The sequence below is a fragment of the Salipiger bermudensis genome (assembly GCF_017309175.1).
Lineage (GTDB): Bacteria > Pseudomonadota > Alphaproteobacteria > Rhodobacterales > Rhodobacteraceae > Salipiger > Salipiger bermudensis.
In genome coordinates, this window is the sequence record NZ_JAEKJV010000002.1 from 393,723 (window position 1) to 410,173 (window position 16,451).

A 16,451-nucleotide genomic window follows, 5' to 3' on the forward strand; every position below is an offset into this window, starting at 1 on the left:
CTAATTTTTGATCGCCCCTTCTGGTCGCATTGCGCAGCGCCGGGGCAGCGCCTAGAGAAGGCGGCGGGAAGGACGCCTGATATGACCACCGCCGCCATCATCGTCGCCGCCGGGCGCGGCACCCGCGCCGGGGGCGCGCTGCCCAAGCAATGGCGCGAGATCGCCGGTGCGCCGGTGGCGCTCTGGACCCTGCGCGCCTTCGCCCACCTGCCCCGCCTCGTGCTGGTGATTCACCCCGATGACCGGCCCCGCGCCGAGGCGCTTTGCGAGGGTTTTCCCGTCACGCTTGTGCAGGGTGCAGGAGACCGAGCCGGCTCGGTCCGTGCCGGGCTGGAGGCGCTTGCCGGTGATCCACCGGAGCGGGTGCTGATCCACGACGTGGCGCGGCCCTGCGCCTCCCGGAAATTGATAGAGGCGGTGATCGCCGCGCTCGCCACCACGCCGGGTGCGGCACCGGCGCTTGCGGTGACCGACGCGCTCTGGACCGGCGACGGGATCCGCGTCACCGGGACCCGCGACCGGAACGGGCTCTACCGCGCCCAGACGCCGCAGGGCTTCCGCTATGACGCCATCGTGCAGGCCCACGCGGCGCATCCCGGCGGCGCCGCCGACGATGTCGAGGTGGCACGCGCCGCCGGTCTGGACGTCGCCATCGTTCCGGGCGAGGAACGCAATCTCAAGATCACCGGCCCGGACGATTTTGCCCGCGCCGAGGCACTGCTGAAGGAGACCGAGAGAATGGATATCCGACTGGGCAACGGCTATGACGTGCACCGCTTCGGCGATGGCGATCACGTGGTGCTCTGCGGCATCAAGGTGCCGCACGGGCGCGGCCTGCAGGGCCATTCCGACGCCGATGTCGGCATGCACGCGGTCACCGACGCGCTTTACGGTGCCATGGCCGAGGGCGATATCGGTCGTCACTTCCCGCCGAGCGATCCGCAGTGGAAAGGCGCCGCGAGCGAGATCTTCCTGCGCCACGCAGTCGATCTGGCCGGCTCCAAGGGCTTCACCATCTCCAATATCGACCTCACACTGATTTGCGAGCGCCCCAAGATCGGCCCCCACGCCCCCGCCATGACCGCCGAGATGTGCCGCATCATGGGCATGGAGGCCGACCGGGTCTCGATCAAGGCCACCACCTCGGAACGGCTGGGCTTCACCGGTCGCGAAGAGGGCATCGCCGCCATTGCAACTGCCACGCTGGTGAAATCATGAAAGCCATTGCCTCCTTCTTCTACGTCGGCTTCCTGAAGCCCGCCCCCGGCACCTGGGGCTCGCTCGCCGCCCTGCCCGTGGCCTACGCGCTGTTGCTCGCCGGCGGCTTCTGGCTGCTCGCCGCCGCCACCGTCGCAGCCTTCGTTCTGGGCCTCGTCGCGACCGAACGGATGACCAGCAACGCCACCGACCACGATCCCTCCTGGATCGTCATCGACGAGGTGGTCGGCCAGTGGATCGCGCTGTTCCCGGTGGGCTACGGCGCGATGATGATGTCGGTCGACATCTGGCGGCTCTGGCCGGGCTGGGTCTCGGCCTTCGTGTTCTTCCGCCTGTTCGACATCTGGAAGCCGTGGCTGGTCGGTAAGGCCGACCGTCGAGGCGACGCGATGGGCGTCATGCTCGATGACGTGATCGCCGGCGTATTTTCTGCTATCGTCAGCATCGCGCTTGCCGCGCTTGCCCATGGAGTGCTGATGTGACCGAAGTTCTTGCCCGAGACATCCTGATGCTGGCCCGCGAACGCGGCGCCACGATCACCACCGCCGAAAGCTGCACCGGCGGCAAGGTCTCGGCGGCGATCACCGACGTGGCGGGCTCTTCCGACATCTTCCACCGCGGCTTCGTCACTTACTCCAACGCCGCCAAGCAGGATCTGCTTGGCGTGCGGGGCGAGACGCTCTCGCTGCATGGCGCGGTATCCGAGCAAGTCGTGCGCGAGATGGCCGAGGGCGCCCGCGTGGCCGCCGAGGCGGATTTCGCCGTGGCGATCTCGGGCGTTGCGGGCCCCGGCGGATCGGAGCTGAAACCCGAGGGCATGGTCTGCTTCGCTCTGGCCAGTGCCACCGACACGATCAGCGAAACAGTCGAGTTCGGCGCACTCGGGCGCGGAAACGTGCGCGAGGCGGCCACCCATCACGCGCTCGAGCTGCTGCAGGACGCGCTGAGCGAGGACTGAGCCGCCTCAGCCCTGCGGGCCGTAAAGCTCTGCCGCGCGGCGCTCGAAGGCGCGCACGATGCGCTGCATCGCCTCGTAAAAGAACATCCCCGCGGCCCCCTGCAGGATGCGGTTCTTGAACTCGAAATCGACGAAGAAGTGCACATCGACGCCGCCCTCCGGCTTGTCCTCGAAATGCCACTTGGAAATCATGTGCTTGAACGGGCCGTCGAGGTATTCCGTGTCGATCTTCTTGGGCTCGGGATACAGCGTCACGCGGCTGCCGAAGCGCTCGCGGAAGACCTTGAACGAGATCACGAGGTCCGCAAGCATCACGGTGTGATCCCCCTTGTCCTCGGTCGAACGGATGCGCGCCGCGGCGGTCCACGGCAGGAACTCGGGATAGCTGCCGACGTCGGCCACCAGATCATACATCTGTTGGGCGCTGTAAGGCAGGTGCTTGGTCTCGGAGTGGGTCGGCATGACGGTCTTTCTAGCGCCCCTTTATCGCGTGACAATGGTCGGGGGTTTCTTCATATGCTGTGGCCGTCTTTGCAAGGGGAATGCCATGACAGAGCGGCCATATGTCGTAGACGAGATGATCTCGGCCAAGACCATCGCCGCGCGCATCGAAGACCTCGCGCGCGAGATCGGGCGCGAATATGCCGACACCGAGAAGCTGGTGGTGGTGGGCCTTCTGCGCGGCAGCTTCGTGTTCATCGCCGATCTGGTGCGCGAGCTCGACCTGCCGGTCGAAGTCGATTTCCTCGAGGCCTCCTCCTATGGCGACGCCATGCAGTCGAGCCGCGAGGTGCGCATCCTCAAGGATCTGCGCTCACCGATCGAGGGACGCGACGTGCTGGTGGTCGAGGACATCGTGGATACCGGCTTCACCCTGCACCACGTTCTGAAGCTGCTGAGTTCGCGCGAGCCGCGCAAGCTGCGCACCATCGCTCTGCTCGACAAGCCCGCGCGACGCGAGGTCGCGCTCAAGGCGGACTGGACGGGATTCGAGATTCCTGACGAGTTTGTCGTGGGTTACGGCATCGACTTCGCGCAGAGGAACAGGAACCTGCCGTTCATCGGCAAGGTGCGTTTCCCGGAGGCGTAGGATGAACCCTCACTGGCTGCTGCGCATGGCGCGATGGGTCCGGAACCCGCCATCGTCGGGTCGCGTCAGGCTGGTTCTGGCGGTGGTGGCCCTGTGCCTCGCGCTCTATGCGGTCGAGCGCTGGATCGGCTGGCCCGACGCGCTGACCGCAGAGCGCCTGCGCGCGCCGATGCGGGTGAGCCCCTGAGCCAAGGCCGATCACGGTTTGGCGAGCGACATGTCAGGCACGGTCAGGACAGGGCTCTTGACGGCTCACAAACGACGTGAAAAACCACACTTAATCCTCTGATTAAAAATATAATTCCCGAACGGACAGGCCGATCACGAGATCGTCCCCGCGCAGAATATCGCGATCGATGCGCAAACTCTCCGGTTGTCACAGCACTGTCGAGCGACAAGGCTAGGTTTGCCAAGGCCGGGTTGCCGGTCTAGTTCTCATGGCACCCATAGGTAGAAATTACATCACCCACAGGGAGTTTTCGATGACCCGCCTTCTGACCGCCGTCACCGCCCTATCGCTTGGCCTTTCGGGCGCCGCGATCGCACAGGATTACTCCGGCCAGCTGAAAGCCCGTCAGGGCCAGTTCCGCATCCTCGCGATCAATCTCGGCACATTGGGCGACATGGCCCAGGGCAAGACCGAGTACGATGCCGAGGCGGCGCAGGCTGCCGCCGACTCGCTGGTCGCGGTCTCGATGATCCACCAGGGGCCGCTGTGGCCCGAGGGCTCGTCCGAGATGGACATGGATGGCACCCGCGCCAAGGCCGAGATCTGGGACGACTGGGAAGATTTCGGCTCCAAGTGGTCGGCACTCGGCGAGGCCGCCACCGCCATGCAGACGGCGGCCGCCGGCGGCGCCGAGGCGATCGGGCCTGCGATGGGCGCTCTTGGCGGCGCCTGCAAGGCCTGCCACGACAGCTACCGCGCGCCGCGGAATTGATCCATGCGCAAGGCGATCGGGATCGTGGTCCTGGCGGCGATCGCCGCCGCCGGGGCCGGATGGGTGCTGACCGCGCCAAAGCGGCTGCCTGAGGCGCGCTTCACCGGCATGACCGGAGACCCCGCAGCGGGCGAGCGGGTCTTCACCGCCGCCGGCTGCGCCTCCTGTCACCATGCCCCCGACGCGTCGGGCGAGGACAAGCTGGTGCTGTCCGGCGGACAGCGCTTCGCCTCCGACTTCGGCACCTTCGTGGCCCCCAACATCTCGCCAGATCCCGAGAACGGCATCGGCGACTGGGGCCTTGCGGACTTTGCCAACGCCGTGATGCGCGGCGTCTCGCCCTCGGGCCAGCATCTCTACCCGGCCTTCCCCTACACCGCCTATGCCCACATGCGCGACAAGGATGTGGTGGATCTCTGGGCCTACCTGCTGACACTGCCTGCCTCCGAAACGCCGAGCGCGCCCCACGAGGTCGGCTTCCCCTTCAACATCCGCCGCGGCGTCGGTGCGTGGAAGCTGCTCTACATGAGCGACGACTGGGTGATGAGCGATGTGCCCGACGCGCAGCTCGAGCGCGGCCGCTATCTCGTCGAGGCGCTGGCCCATTGCGGCGAGTGCCACACGCCCCGCGACGGGCTCGGCGGGCTCGACGCCTCCGCCTGGCTCACCGGCGCGCCGAACCCCAACGGCAGGGGCTCGATCCCGGGCCTGACGCCAGACCGGCTCGACTGGGACGCGGGCTCCATCGCCTATTACCTCGAAAGCGGCTTCACCCCGGACTACGACAGTGCCGGCGGCCACATGGTGGCTGTGGTGGAGAACTTTGCGAAGCTGGACCCGGCCGACCGCGAGGCCGTCGCGGCCTATCTCAAGGCCCTGCCCGCCGGCGGGGCGATGGACTGAGCGCGGCGCACCGGCCACGAAACCACCTCCCGGCCGCACGCACCGGCCTGCCTCCGCTGAGAGTATTTTTGACGAAGAGAAGCCAGGGGCGCAGCGCTCCTGGCTTCTTTGGTTCAAAAATACCTCGGGGGTGAATTGGCGCACAGCGCCAAGAGGGGGCAGCGCCCCCTGCACCAACAAAACAGCGCCGCGCAGCGGCACCGCTTGGTGTCAGCCTTTCTTCTTGCCGAGGTGTTTCTTCAGGGCGCCGGCGTTCTTCTCGCGACGGCCCTTGTAGGGGTTCTTGTCGCCCTGCCCGCGCATGTAGAGCCGGATCGGCGTGCCGGGCATGTCGAAGCTCTCGCGCAGGCCGTTCACGAGGTAGCGCGTGTAGCTGTCGGGCATGTCCTGCGGGCGCGAGCACATCACCACAAAGCCCGGCGGCCGGGTCTTGGCCTGGGTCATGTAGCGCAGCTTGATGCGGCGGCCCTGAGGCGCGGGCGGCGGGTGGCTCGACACCATGCCCTCGAGCCAGCGGTTGAGCTGGCCCGTGGAGATGCGACGGTTCCACACCTCCCACGCCTTCATGATCGCCGCCTGCAGCCGGTCGAGCCCGCGCCCGGTCTTGGCCGAGACGGTGACCAGCGGCGCGCCGCGCAGCTGCGGCAGCAGCCGCTCGAAGGATTCCTTGAGGTCGCGCAGCTTCTCCTGCTTCTCGTCCTCGATGTCCCACTTGTTCACCGCGATCACCACCGCGCGGCCCTCGCGCTCGGCGAGATCGGCGATGCGCAGGTCCTGCTGCTCGAAAGGGATCGCCGCGTCGAGCAGCACCACCACGACTTCGGCGAACTTGACCGCGCGAAGGCCGTCGGAGACCGACAGCTTCTCGAGCTTCTCCTGCACCCGCGCCTTCTTGCGCATGCCGGCGGTGTCGAAGATCCGCATCGGCACCCCGCCCCACTCGGTGCGCACCGAGATGGCGTCGCGGGTGATGCCGGCCTCGGGGCCGGTCAGGAGACGCTCCTCGCCGATGATCTTGTTGACCAGAGTCGACTTGCCGGCGTTGGGGCGGCCCACCACGGCGATCTGCAGCGGCTTCGTCGCGGTGATCTCCGGCAGCGACTCGTCGGCCTCCTCCGAGACCTCCTCGTCGACGCTCACATCCGTTTCGGGCGCCTCCTCGGCGGCGCGCTCGGCAAAGCCGTCGGCCAGCGGCTGCAGCGCGCCGTAGAGGTCGAGCATGCCCTCGCCATGCTCGGCAGAGATCCGCAACGGCTCGCCCAGACCCAGCGCGTAGGCCTCGAGCACCCCGGCATCCGCCGCCGAGCCCTCGGACTTGTTGGCCCCGAGGATCACGTGCTTGGCGCGCTTGCGCAGGATCTCGGCGAAGATCTCGTCGGTCGGGGTCACGCCGACGCGGGCGTCGATCATGAACAGGCAGACATCGGCCATGTCGACCGCGCGCTCGGTCAGGCGCCGCATGCGGCCCGGCAGGCTGTCATCGGTGGCATCCTCGAGCCCCGCGGTGTCGATCACCGTGAAGCGCAGGTCACCGAGCTTGCCCTCGCCCTCGCGCAGGTCGCGGGTCACGCCGGGCTGGTCATCGACCAGGGCAAGGCGCCGGCCCACCAGCCGGTTGAACAGCGTCGATTTCCCCACATTGGGGCGGCCCACGATGGCCAGCGAGAAGGTCATGTCCTGACTCCCAGATCACAAGCCGCCCCGATAGCGCATTTGCGGGCACGGCGAAAGGGGCGACGGATCGTCCCCGCGCGCCCCTGTCACGTTCGTCCTGCCAGCTCAGCGATAGCCGACCAGCTGGCCCTTCTTGGTCACCACGTAGAGCGTGCCGTTGGCGATCGCCGGCGCGGTGGTGGCGCCGCCGGCCACCTCGGTGGCGGCGATCAGCGCGCCGGAGGCCGGGTCGAAGCTGCGCAGCAGACCGTCCGAGGAGGCCAGCACAAGCCTGCCCCCAGCCATCACCGGGCCGTAATGCGCAAAGGCGCTGTCACGGCGGCGCTGCGGCCGGCGCACCGGCTCGTAACCCGGCAGGTCGACCGCCCAGATCTGCGCCCCGCTGGCGGCGTCGAGCCGCACGAGCTGGTTCTTGTCCGAGACGAGGAACACCGAATCGCCAGCCGGCCAGACCGGCCCGCGGGCGCCCATGCGCGCCGTCCAGAGCCGTTCGCCATTGCCGAGGCCAAAGGCCACGACGCGGCCCGAATGGTTGCCGACATAGACCCGGTCACCCGCGATCACCGGCCCGCCGGTGATGTCGCCGACCTGCGCCAGTGCCGAGCCGATGCGGCTGCCGACCACGTCGGCGCTCCACAGACGCATGCCGCCCTCTCGGAAGGCCGACTGCACCGCGCCGTTGCCGAAGGCGAAGATCACCGCCTTCTCGCTCAGGGCCGGCGCAGGCGCCCCGGCCACGTTGGTCGTGTTTTCCGGCACGTCGATCTGCCAGCGGATGCGACCGCTCTCAGCCTCGAGCGCCCAGGCGCGGCTGTCGCCGGAGGTGAGGTAGACCAGCCCGCCGGCCGCCGTGGGCGCGCCGGTGGCGGTGTTGCCGAGGCGCTGTTCCCAGATCTCGGCACCACTGGCGGCGTCGAGCGCTGTGAGGCGGCCATAACCCGAGGCGACGTAGAGCCGCCCGTCGGCGACGGCGAGCCCGCCGCCCTGCGCCTGACCGGAGCGTTCGCGTGCGGGGACCATGCTCTTCTGCCAGAGAATCTGGCCGGCGCTGCTCACGGCGCTGACCAGATGCTCGGAATCCATCGTGTAGATCCGACCGCCCGAGACCACCGGGTCCACGTTGATGCGCTGGCGGCGTCCGTCGCCTGCGCCGATATCGACCGAGAAGACCGGGGTCAGCGCGCGGTTCAGCGCGGCGTTGTCGACCCGCGCGAAGGGCGAGACCGGGCTTTGTGCCCAGCCGGCATTGACGGTGCTGGCCGAGAGCGACAGCGCGCGGGAGGTGTTTGGCGGCGTGACCTCGGCCGGGCCGCCGTTCTGAAGCACCTCGCGGGTGCCGAAGCGCTCGCCGGGAAGGATGACCTCTGGCTCCGAGCAGGCCGACAGCATGGTCAGCCCGAGAAGCCCCGCCGTGATGGTGGTGATGCGCAAATCCACTGCCCCCGTCTTTCGCCTGTCACGCTTCGATCTGCCCGGCGCGCCGGTCAGACCCGTTGTGTTTGCACCGGTTTAGCTGGCATCCAGTGCGCCGCCAAGGGCGATGATCATCTGCGAGGCGCGCTGGCGCAAGCCGGCGGTGGCCTCGGAATCCTCGACGATGCGACGCAGCCGCTCCTCGGCCGCGAGCCGGTCACCGGCCTCGATATCGAGCAGCGCGAGCTGTTCTTCGGCCAGCAGGCGCAGCGGCTTGCCGGGCACCGCGAGCGACTCGAGCCCGGCGCGGCGCTCGTCGATCGACAGGCCGGAGCCGGCCTGGCTCATCGCCTTGTAGCTGGCGATCTCGCGGTAGATCTCGGGCACCTCGCCATTGGCGGCGACGGATTCGAGGCTCAGCGCAGCGGCCTCCATGTCCTCGGCGCGGGCCGCCTCGGACGCGGTCAGCATGGCGATCAGCGCCTCGGCGCCGGGCGTCGGCGCATCGATCTCGGACAGAGCGGCGACACGGGCCTGCGCCTCGTCGGCCTCGAGCGCGGCAAGGATCTCGTCGCCGAGCGCCTGTGCCGCGGCGCGGCTCTGGGCGTTGCTGTACTCGCGCCACGCGGCCCCGCCGACCAGCAGGATGACCAGCAGCACGGCGATCCAGCCATAGCGCTTCATGGCGGCGAAGAGCCGGTCGCGGCGGACCTCTTCGGTGACTTCGTCGATGAAACTGTCGGGATTGCTCAAGGGCGGCCTCACAAGTCTTTGTCGGCCCCCTCTTACAGGCCCCGGCGGGCACTGCCAAGGCATCTCCGGATCCGCCGCCGGGACCGCGGCGGCGATCGCCCCGCGCCGCTTGATCGGGCGGGCCAAGGCGGGTAATCTGAACGGGTCAGTTCAGACCCGGGAACATTCAAGACCCGTTATCGAAATGGTCGCATTGCGGCGGCACCGTTTCGCGTTATCCCTTGCCCCGTAGACCCGAGCCGAGTGGGAAGCCCCGAACCATGCGTATCATTTCGATCCTGACGGCGCTCGTCGTGATGGCCGTGCTCTATGGCGTGGTGATCGAGCGCGATCGCCTGCTCGGTTTTGCCCGCGACATCGCCCCGGCGGAGAGCGCCGCCGCGTCCGACGGGCCCGCGTCCGCGGACGGCCCACAAGCGACGGACGTGGCCGCGACTGATCCCGCTGCGGCATCAATGCCCCCCGAAGACGGCGCCGTCGCGGTCATTGCGCGGCATTCCACCGCGCAGGAGATCGACGACGCGGTGCTGCTGCGTGGCCAGAGTCAGGCCTTCCGCGAGGTCGACGTGCTCTCCGAGGCCACCGGCCGGGTGATCTCGGAGCCCCTGCCCAAGGGCAGCGCGGTCGCGGCCGGGCAGTTGCTCTGCGAGCTTGATCCCGGCACCTCCGGCGCGTCGCTGGCCGAAGCCGAGGCAGCGCTTGCCGAGGCACAGGCGCAGCGCCCGCAGGTCGAGGCGCGCGTGCCCGAGGCGCAGGCAGCGCTGGCGCAGGCCGAAGCCCAGCTCGAAGAGGCGCAGATCACCCTGACCGCCGCCGAAGAGCTGTCGAAGAGCGGCTACTCCTCGCGCACCACGCTGGCTTCGGCTCGCGCCGGGCAGCGCGCCGCCGAGGCCGGGGTGCGCAGCGCCGAGGCCGGGCTGAAATCCGCCGACAGCGGCATCGACAGCCTCGAGGCACAGATCGAAAGCGCCCGCGCCGCCGTCGCCCGCGCCCGCACCGAGGTCGAGAACCTCTCGATCACCGCGCCCTTCGCCGGCGTGCTCGAGGACGACACCGCCGAGCTCGGCGCGCTGATGACCGTGGGCACGCGCTGCGCCACGGTGCTGCAGCTCGATCCGATCCGGTTGGTGGGATACGTGCCCGAGGCCGATGTGTCCCGCGTGATCCCCGGAGCCAACGCCGGCGCGCGGCTGGTCGGCGAGCAGCAGGTGATGGGCAAGGTCACCTTCATCGCCCGCCGTGCCGACGAGACCACCCGCACCTTCCGCGTCGACATCACCCTGCCGAACCCGGATCTGGCGATCCGCGCCGGCCAGACCGCCGAGATCGCCATCGAAGCCGACGGCGCCATGGCGCATCTGCTGCCGCAATCGGCGCTCACCCTCGACGATGACGGCAGGCTCGGCATTCGCTCGGTCGCCGCCGACGGCGCGGCGCAGTTCCTGCCGGTGAGCGTGCTGCGCGACACCCGCAGCGGCATCTGGGTCTCGGGCCTGCCCGAGCGCGTCGACGTGATCACCGTGGGCCAGGAATACGTCACCGACGGCGTGCCTGTCCGGCCCAGCTTCGAGGAGGTCGTGCAGTGACCGGCCTCGTCGACTGGGCCGCCGAGCGCGCCCGCATGGTGATGGCCTTCATCTTCCTGTCGCTGGTCGCCGGCGCCTATGCCTACGCCACGCTGCCCAAGGAGGGCGAGCCGGATATCGAGATCCCGGCGCTGTTCATCTCGGTCCCCTTCCCCGGCATCTCGGCCGAGGATGCCGAGAAGCTGCTGGTCAAGCCGATGGAGACCGAGCTGGCCGATCTCGACGGGCTCAAGACGCTCTCGGGCGTGGCCTCCGAGGGCTATGCCGGCGTGGCGCTCGAGTTCGAGTTCGGCTGGAACAAGTCCGAGACCATGGCCGACGTGCGCGACGCCATGAACACCGCCGAGGGCAGCTTTCCCGACGGTGCCGAGAGCTACTCGATCAACGAGATCAACTTCTCGGAATTCCCCATCCTGATCATCTCGCTCACCGGCCCGGTGCCCGAGCGTACCATGGCGCAGGTGGTCAAGGACCTGCAGGACCGGGTCGAGGCGCTCGACTCGGTGCTCGAGGCGGGCATCGCCGGCAATCGCGACGAGATGGTCGAGGTGATCATCGACCCGCTGCGGCTCGAGAGCTACAACGTCACCGCCAGCGAGCTGATCAACGTGGTGCAGAACAACAACCTGCTGGTCGCCGCAGGCGAGGTCGAGACCGAGACCGGCGCCTTCTCGGTCAAGATCCCCTCGAGCTTCGACGAGCCGCGCGACATCTACGACCTGCCGGTGAAGGTCAATGGCGACCGGGTGGTGACGCTGGGCGAGCTGGCCACCATCAGCCTGACCTTCGAGGATCGCGAAGGCACCGCTCGCTTCAACGGCCACAGCACGGTGGCGCTGCAGGTGGTCAAGCGCAAGGGTTTCAACCTGATCGACACGGCGACCGAGGTGCGCGCCGTCGTGGCACAGGCCGAGGCCGACTGGCCGCCCGAGCTGCGCGCCGCGGTCACGGTCTCGGCCAGCAATGACCAGAGCCGCATCGTCGACAGCATGGTCAAGCAGCTCGAGGGCTCGGTGCTGACCGCGATCGCGCTGGTGATGATCGTGGTGCTGGCGGCGCTCGGCACCCGCGCGGCGCTGCTGGTGGGCTTTGCGATCCCGACCAGCTTCCTGCTCTGCTTCCTGCTGCTGCTCGGTATGGGCATCACGGTGTCGAACATCGTCATGTTCGGGCTGATCCTCGCGGTGGGGATGCTGGTCGACGGCGCCATCGTCGTCGTCGAGTACGCCGACAAGCGCATCGCGCAAGGAACCGGGCCGATGCACGCCTATGTCGAGGCCGCCAAGCGCATGTTCTGGCCGGTGGTGAGCTCGACCGCCACCACGCTCTGCGCCTTCCTGCCGATGCTGTTCTGGCCCGGCGTGGCGGGGCAGTTCATGGGCATGCTGCCGGTGACGCTGATCTTCGTGCTCTCGGCCTCGCTGGTGGTGGCGCTGATCTACCTGCCGGTGATGGGCGGCGTCTCGGGGCGATTCTCGCGCGGGCTGCATCGCCGCGGCGCGCGGCTGCGCCGCCGCCTGCCGAACTGGTGGGCGCGCGCGGCACTGGTGCCGGTGGCGCTGCTGGGCATGTTCGTGGGCGCCATGATGGTGCTGAACCCGGATTTCCTATTCCATTCGCCCTTCACCGGCTACGCCGCCCGCCTGCCGGGCGTCGCGGTCTTCCTCGTCTTCGCGGTGATGGCCTCGATCACGCTGGATGCCGCGCGCATCGAGCACCGGCGCAAGCGCATCAAGGCGCAGTACCGCCGCACGCCTTTCGGCTGGCTGATTCAGCTGATCACCGCCAACCCGGTGATGCCGGTGGTGACCATCGGCGCGGTGGTGTTCTTTGTCATCTCGGTCTTCGGCTACTACGGCGAGAACAACAACGGCACCCAGTTCTTCACCGAGAGCGAGCCCGAGCAGGCCATCGTCTATGTCCGCGCCCGCGGCAACCTCTCGCTGGCCGAGAAGGATGCGCTCGTCCGACGCGCCGAGCAAATCGTGCTGGCCCATCCCGGCATCGAGACCGCCTTCGCCTTCTCCGGCGATGGCGGGCTCAGCTCCAACACCGGCGGGGCCGAGCCACCCAAGGACACGATCGGGCAGATCCAGCTCGAGATCGTGCCGTGGGAGAACCGCCGCGACCGGCCCGAACTCGATGGCGATCTGGTGCTGGCCGAGCTGACCCAGGCGATGCAGGCCCTGCCCGGCATCCAGATCGAGATCCTCGACCTTGCCATGGGGCCGGCCTCGGCCAAGCCAGTGCACCTGCGGCTGAAATCCGACGATTGGGACGCTCTGCTCGCCGCCACGGAGAGCGCGCGCGCGCAGTTCGACGCCATGGCCGGGCTGCGCCAGATCGAGGACACCCGCCCCCTGCCCGGCATCGACTGGCAGATCGATGTCGATGTCGAGAAGGCCGGCCGTTACGGCGCCGACGTGGCCACGGTGGGCGCCATGGTGCAACTCGTCACCCGCGGGCTGACCCTCGACACCATGCGGGTCGACAGCTCGGACGAGGAGATCGACATCCGCGTGCGCCTGCCCGAGGAGGACCGGGTGCTCTCGACGCTGGACAGCCTCAAGGTGCGCACGCAGGACGGGCTGGTGCCGCTGTCGAATTTCATCACCCGCCAGCCGGTGGAAAAGCTCGCCGAGATCAACCGCGTCGACCAGAAGCGCCATTTCGACATCAAGGCCGGGGTGCGCGAGGGGCTGGTGAAATTCGTGAGCGACGGCGCGACCGTGGGCTACGGGACAGAGGCCGAGTCCGGCCCCGGAGACCTCAGCCTGCGCGGCACCGCCTATGAGCTGACGCAGGTCGAGGGCGATGCCGACCCGGCGCCCCTGGCCGAAAACGGCGCGTTGCAGGTGGTGCCGGTCAATGCCAACGAGCGCATCGCGGCGCTGACCGCGTGGCTCGAGACCGACCCGCTCCCACAGGGGGTGAGCTGGGAATGGACCGGCGACCAGGAGGAGGAGGCCGACAGCCAGGCCTTCCTCAGCCAGGCCTTCTCGGCGGCGCTGGCGCTGATGTTCATCATCCTGCTGGCGCAGTTCAACAGCTTCTACAACGCGGTGCTGGTGCTGCTGGCGGTTGTGCTCTCGACCGCCGGCGTGTTCCTCGGGATGATCGTGATGGACCAGACCTTCTCGATCATCATGACCGGCACCGGCGTGGTGGCGCTCGCCGGGATCGTGGTGAACAACAACATCGTGCTGATCGACACCTTTCAGGAGTATTCGCGCTACATGCCGCGGATCGAGGCGATCATCCGCACGGCCGAGGATCGCATCCGCCCCGTCCTGCTCACCACCATCACCACCATCGCCGGGCTGTTCCCGATGATGATCGGCCTCAGCCTCGATTTCTTCGGCGGCGGCTATGCCATCGACAGCCCGACCTCGCTGTGGTGGAAGCCGCTGGCCACGGCGGTGGTCTTCGGCCTCGCCATCGCCACGGTGCTGACGCTGGTCTTCACGCCGGCGATGCTGGCGCTACGGGTCTGGTTCAACACCTATCTCGGCTGGATCGCCCGGGCCTTGGCGGCGCTGTCGCTGGGCCGCGGCAGCCGCGCGGCGCAGGACTGGGCGCTGGCGCGTGCGGCGCGGCGGGTGAAGGCGCCGACCATCCTCTGGGAAGAGGTGCCGCCCTTCCCGTCCCGCCCCTCACGCACGCCCGACGAGACCGGCGGCGAGGACGCTCTGAAGGCGGCGGAGTGAGGCGCACGAGGGCTCAGACAAGGACCGTCAAGACCTGTCGTCACTGCCGCACCGGTCCCGGGCAATCGCTTCGCGGGGCGGCGAACCTCAGTTCCGCAGCGTGAAACCCGCCTCGGCGACGTCGCGCCCGTTGACCTGCAGGATCACCGCATGCGGCCCGGGATGCAGCCGAAAGGTGGTGGCATCGCCCTTCAACCGGTGGCGCTTGGTGAGTGTCAGGGGCTTGCCCGGGGCGAGTTCGGCGGCCTTCAGCTTGAAGACCTTCTCGGCGCTGCCCGTGGGCCTTGCAAAGCGCAGCCGGTAGTCGACCAGCACCGGCCCGGCCTCCGGGCTCTCGAGGCTGGCAGCGATGGTCAGAACCTCGCCGATCCGCAGCTCGGGCTGGATGTCGAGCCGCGCGGTGACCGGCAGGTCCGGCCGATAGCCCAGCAGCCCAAGCGCCCCGGGCTCACCGCGCTTGACCGCGGTGCGCAGGGCGTGTCGGGTGATCCAGTCGCGCTCGCGCGGGGTTTGCGCGCCACTCTCGTGCCACGCGGTCAGCCGCCCGAGCACCGCGTCGGGATGGGTCTTACTCAGATCGTTGAGATGATTGGCCACCGAGCGCGTCACGAAGCGGGTGTCGTCCGCATGCAGCACGTCGAGCAGCGGAAGCGGCGCGCGCGGATCAAGCGTGATGCCGATGCCCCAAGGCAGCTTGGGCCGCGTGCCCTCGGAGACCAGCCGGCGCACGTGGTAATGCGGATCGCGGGCCCAGCCCTGCATCCGCGCCAGTACCAGATCGGGCCAGCGGTTGAGGAACGGCCGGATGGCGTATTCCATCGAGAAGCGCTGGGTCGCCGCATGCAGCAGGTCAAGCGCACGCTCTGGATGGTCGATCCCGTGCCTCGCTGCGAGCACGCCATGCACCGCGTGAATGAAGCGACCGAAGTCGTCATCCTTGCGGGCGCGGTCGAGCGGCTCCGGAAGCGTTGCGTCAAGAGCTTCGGCCATGGCATTGAAATCTTTTGGGAGTTGCGCCTCCAGCCCATCCGCGAGAACCTCGAGCCTTGCATGCACACCAAGCCCCTGAAAGCGCGGCAGGACCTGATCGAGGAAGCGCCCGGCCTCGAAGCCGGGCAGCACGGAGAATTCCTGCGCAAGCGCCCCGGCGCTGTCGGCGTTGAAGAGCTGGTCGGCGAGGGAGAACCCCGCGCCGCCGCCCTTGCCGTCAGGACCGCGGGCCATGGGCGTCGCGGGTTTGGGGGCGCTGCCCCCGCCGCCCGTTCCGGGCGACTCCCCCGGGATATTTCCGGCCAGAAGAAGCTGTGGGCATCTCAGATGGTGGCAAAGGTCTCGCCCCCGTCGAGCACGATGTTCTGGCCGACGATGTAGCCGGCATGGGCGGAGCACAGGAAGGCGCACATCTTGCCGAACTCGGCCGGATCGCCGTAGCGGCCGGCGGGGATGCCGGCGGCGCGGATTTTGCGGGCCTCGTCGCGGCTGATGCCCTTCTGCGCGGCCATGACGTCGTCCATCTGGTCGATGCGGGCGGTGTCGTGCACGCCGGGCAGCAGGTTGTTGATGGTGACGCCCTTGTCGGCGATCTGGCGGGAGGTGCCGGCAACGAAGCCGGTGAGCCCGGCGCGGGCGGCGTTCGACAGGCCCAGCGGCAGCAGCGGCGCCTTGACCGAGCGCGAGGTGATGTTGACCACCCGTCCCCAGCCGCGCTCCATCATGCCGGGCACCAGCGCCTGCATCAGCGCGATGGGCGAGAGCATCGAGCCGTCGAGCGCATCGATGAAATCGCCACGGTCCCAGTCGGTCCAGTAGCCCGGGGGCGGGCCGCCGGCATTGGTCACGAGGATATCGCAGGGGCCGGCGGCGTCCAGCACCTCGGCGCGGCCCTCGGGATCGGTGATGTCGCCGGCGATGGCGGTGACCTCGACGCCGTAGGCCTCGCTGATCTCGCCCGAGGCCTGCTCGAGCGGACCAGCGCTGCGGGCGTTCATCACCAGCGTGCAGCCGGCCTCGGCCAGCGCCTCGGCACAGCCGCGCCCCAACCCCTTCGATGAGGCGCAGACCAGCGCGCGCTTGCCGGAAATTCCAAGATCCATGTCGTCAGTCTCCTTCTGTGGCCCGGGTCGTGCCCGGGCGGGCCGGGAAAAAGACCGGCCGAGATCCCATTTGATGCCACAATGGTTTGGCATACAATGGCATGATCCACATCCG

General features: G+C 68.6%; 15 protein-coding genes. 9 read left to right on the forward strand and 6 right to left on the reverse strand.

All coding sequences use genetic code 11. From position 1 onward, the window contains the following. The first annotated feature begins 81 nt into the window (after window positions 1-81). The 3 genes from JF542_RS04640 to JF542_RS04650 are packed head-to-tail and all read left to right on the forward strand — an operon-like array spanning window position 82 to window position 2,176. Entirely contained in the window at window positions 82-1,218 is a 1,137-nt protein-coding gene (locus tag JF542_RS04640) for a bifunctional 2-C-methyl-D-erythritol 4-phosphate cytidylyltransferase/2-C-methyl-D-erythritol 2,4-cyclodiphosphate synthase (protein WP_207074899.1), read from the forward strand. Beyond that, window positions 1,215-1,700, forward strand: coding sequence for a phosphatidylglycerophosphatase A family protein (locus tag JF542_RS04645; protein ID WP_007800986.1), 486 nt, complete (start codon window positions 1,215-1,217; stop codon window positions 1,698-1,700). Before JF542_RS04640 ends, JF542_RS04645 begins: the two co-directional genes overlap by 4 nt. Continuing rightward, window positions 1,697-2,176 carry a CinA family protein gene (locus tag JF542_RS04650; RefSeq protein ID WP_007800988.1) on the forward strand — a complete coding sequence of 160 codons (480 nt, stop codon included), beginning with the start codon at window positions 1,697-1,699 and terminating at the stop codon, window positions 2,174-2,176. The genes JF542_RS04645 and JF542_RS04650 overlap by 4 nt, the downstream gene beginning before the upstream one ends. 6 nt (window positions 2,177-2,182) lie before the next feature. Here the strand turns inward: JF542_RS04650 and JF542_RS04655 are convergent, their stop codons facing one another. After that, window positions 2,183-2,638, reverse strand: a complete 456-nt coding sequence (locus tag JF542_RS04655; RefSeq protein ID WP_007800989.1) for a type II toxin-antitoxin system RatA family toxin — start codon at window positions 2,636-2,638, stop codon at window positions 2,183-2,185. Between the two features lie 85 nt (window positions 2,639-2,723). On the opposite strand from JF542_RS04655, the gene hpt reads away from it, so the two are divergent. From hpt to JF542_RS04675, 4 genes are all read left to right on the forward strand, one after another. After that, a complete protein-coding gene (gene hpt / locus JF542_RS04660; RefSeq protein ID WP_007800991.1) occupies window positions 2,724-3,266 on the forward strand; it encodes a hypoxanthine phosphoribosyltransferase in 543 nt (180 codons plus the stop codon). Window position 3,267: 1 nt separating this feature from the next. Next, entirely contained in the window at window positions 3,268-3,453 is a 186-nt protein-coding gene (locus JF542_RS04665; protein WP_207074900.1) for a hypothetical protein, read from the forward strand. A gap of 295 nt (window positions 3,454-3,748) precedes the next feature. Then, window positions 3,749-4,207, forward strand: a complete 459-nt coding sequence (locus JF542_RS04670; protein WP_007800995.1) for a c-type cytochrome — start codon at window positions 3,749-3,751, stop codon at window positions 4,205-4,207. Window positions 4,208-4,210: 3 nt separating this feature from the next. Further along, window positions 4,211-5,110 (forward strand): c-type cytochrome, encoded by a 900-nt coding sequence (locus JF542_RS04675; RefSeq protein ID WP_207074901.1) that lies wholly within the window; start codon window positions 4,211-4,213, stop codon window positions 5,108-5,110. A gap of 210 nt (window positions 5,111-5,320) precedes the next feature. Here JF542_RS04675 and der read toward each other — a convergent pair whose 3' ends face one another. The 3 genes from der to JF542_RS04690 form a co-directional block, all read right to left on the reverse strand. Continuing rightward, window positions 5,321-6,784, reverse strand: a complete 1,464-nt coding sequence (gene der, locus JF542_RS04680; protein WP_207074902.1) for a ribosome biogenesis GTPase Der — start codon at window positions 6,782-6,784, stop codon at window positions 5,321-5,323. A gap of 105 nt (window positions 6,785-6,889) precedes the next feature. After that, window positions 6,890-8,215, reverse strand: coding sequence for a PQQ-like beta-propeller repeat protein (locus JF542_RS04685; protein WP_207074942.1), 1,326 nt, complete (start codon window positions 8,213-8,215; stop codon window positions 6,890-6,892). Window positions 8,216-8,293: 78 nt separating this feature from the next. Then, complete coding sequence (locus JF542_RS04690; RefSeq protein WP_207074903.1) at window positions 8,294-8,950, reverse strand: tetratricopeptide repeat protein; 657 nt, start codon at window positions 8,948-8,950, stop codon at window positions 8,294-8,296. Window positions 8,951-9,210: 260 nt separating this feature from the next. Between JF542_RS04690 and JF542_RS04695 the strand changes: the two genes are divergently transcribed. After that, window positions 9,211-10,536, forward strand: coding sequence for an efflux RND transporter periplasmic adaptor subunit (locus tag JF542_RS04695; RefSeq protein WP_207074904.1), 1,326 nt, complete (start codon window positions 9,211-9,213; stop codon window positions 10,534-10,536). Beyond that, window positions 10,533-14,243, forward strand: a complete 3,711-nt coding sequence (locus JF542_RS04700; protein WP_207074905.1) for an efflux RND transporter permease subunit — start codon at window positions 10,533-10,535, stop codon at window positions 14,241-14,243. The genes JF542_RS04695 and JF542_RS04700 overlap by 4 nt, the downstream gene beginning before the upstream one ends. A gap of 87 nt (window positions 14,244-14,330) precedes the next feature. On the opposite strand, the gene JF542_RS04705 is transcribed toward JF542_RS04700, so the two are convergent. Next, a complete protein-coding gene (locus JF542_RS04705) occupies window positions 14,331-15,467 on the reverse strand; it encodes a hypothetical protein (RefSeq protein ID WP_207074906.1) in 1,137 nt (378 codons plus the stop codon). An 89-nt stretch (window positions 15,468-15,556) separates the two neighbouring features. Next, complete coding sequence (locus JF542_RS04710) at window positions 15,557-16,336, reverse strand: SDR family oxidoreductase (RefSeq protein WP_207074907.1); 780 nt, start codon at window positions 16,334-16,336, stop codon at window positions 15,557-15,559. Window positions 16,337-16,451: the final 115 nt, after the last annotated feature.

What these genes read in the sequence shown, in the direction of transcription:
- JF542_RS04675 (WP_207074901.1), top strand. Translation starts at nt 4,211, where the DNA reads ATGCGCAAGGCGATCGGGATCGTGGTCCTGGCGGCGATCGCCGCCGCC.
- JF542_RS04640 (WP_207074899.1), top strand. Translation starts at nt 82, where the DNA reads ATGACCACCGCCGCCATCATCGTCGCCGCCGGGCGCGGCACCCGCGCC.
- JF542_RS04670 (WP_007800995.1), top strand. Translation starts at nt 3,749, where the DNA reads ATGACCCGCCTTCTGACCGCCGTCACCGCCCTATCGCTTGGCCTTTCG.
- hpt (WP_007800991.1), top strand. Translation starts at nt 2,724, where the DNA reads ATGACAGAGCGGCCATATGTCGTAGACGAGATGATCTCGGCCAAGACC.
- JF542_RS04705 (WP_207074906.1), bottom strand. Translation starts at nt 15,467, where the DNA reads ATGGCCCGCGGTCCTGACGGCAAGGGCGGCGGCGCGGGGTTCTCCCTC.
- JF542_RS04710 (WP_207074907.1), bottom strand. Translation starts at nt 16,336, where the DNA reads ATGGATCTTGGAATTTCCGGCAAGCGCGCGCTGGTCTGCGCCTCATCG.
- JF542_RS04655 (WP_007800989.1), bottom strand. Translation starts at nt 2,638, where the DNA reads ATGCCGACCCACTCCGAGACCAAGCACCTGCCTTACAGCGCCCAACAG.
- der (WP_207074902.1), bottom strand. Translation starts at nt 6,784, where the DNA reads ATGACCTTCTCGCTGGCCATCGTGGGCCGCCCCAATGTGGGGAAATCG.
- JF542_RS04645 (WP_007800986.1), top strand. Translation starts at nt 1,215, where the DNA reads ATGAAAGCCATTGCCTCCTTCTTCTACGTCGGCTTCCTGAAGCCCGCC.
- JF542_RS04665 (WP_207074900.1), top strand. Translation starts at nt 3,268, where the DNA reads ATGAACCCTCACTGGCTGCTGCGCATGGCGCGATGGGTCCGGAACCCG.
- JF542_RS04695 (WP_207074904.1), top strand. Translation starts at nt 9,211, where the DNA reads ATGCGTATCATTTCGATCCTGACGGCGCTCGTCGTGATGGCCGTGCTC.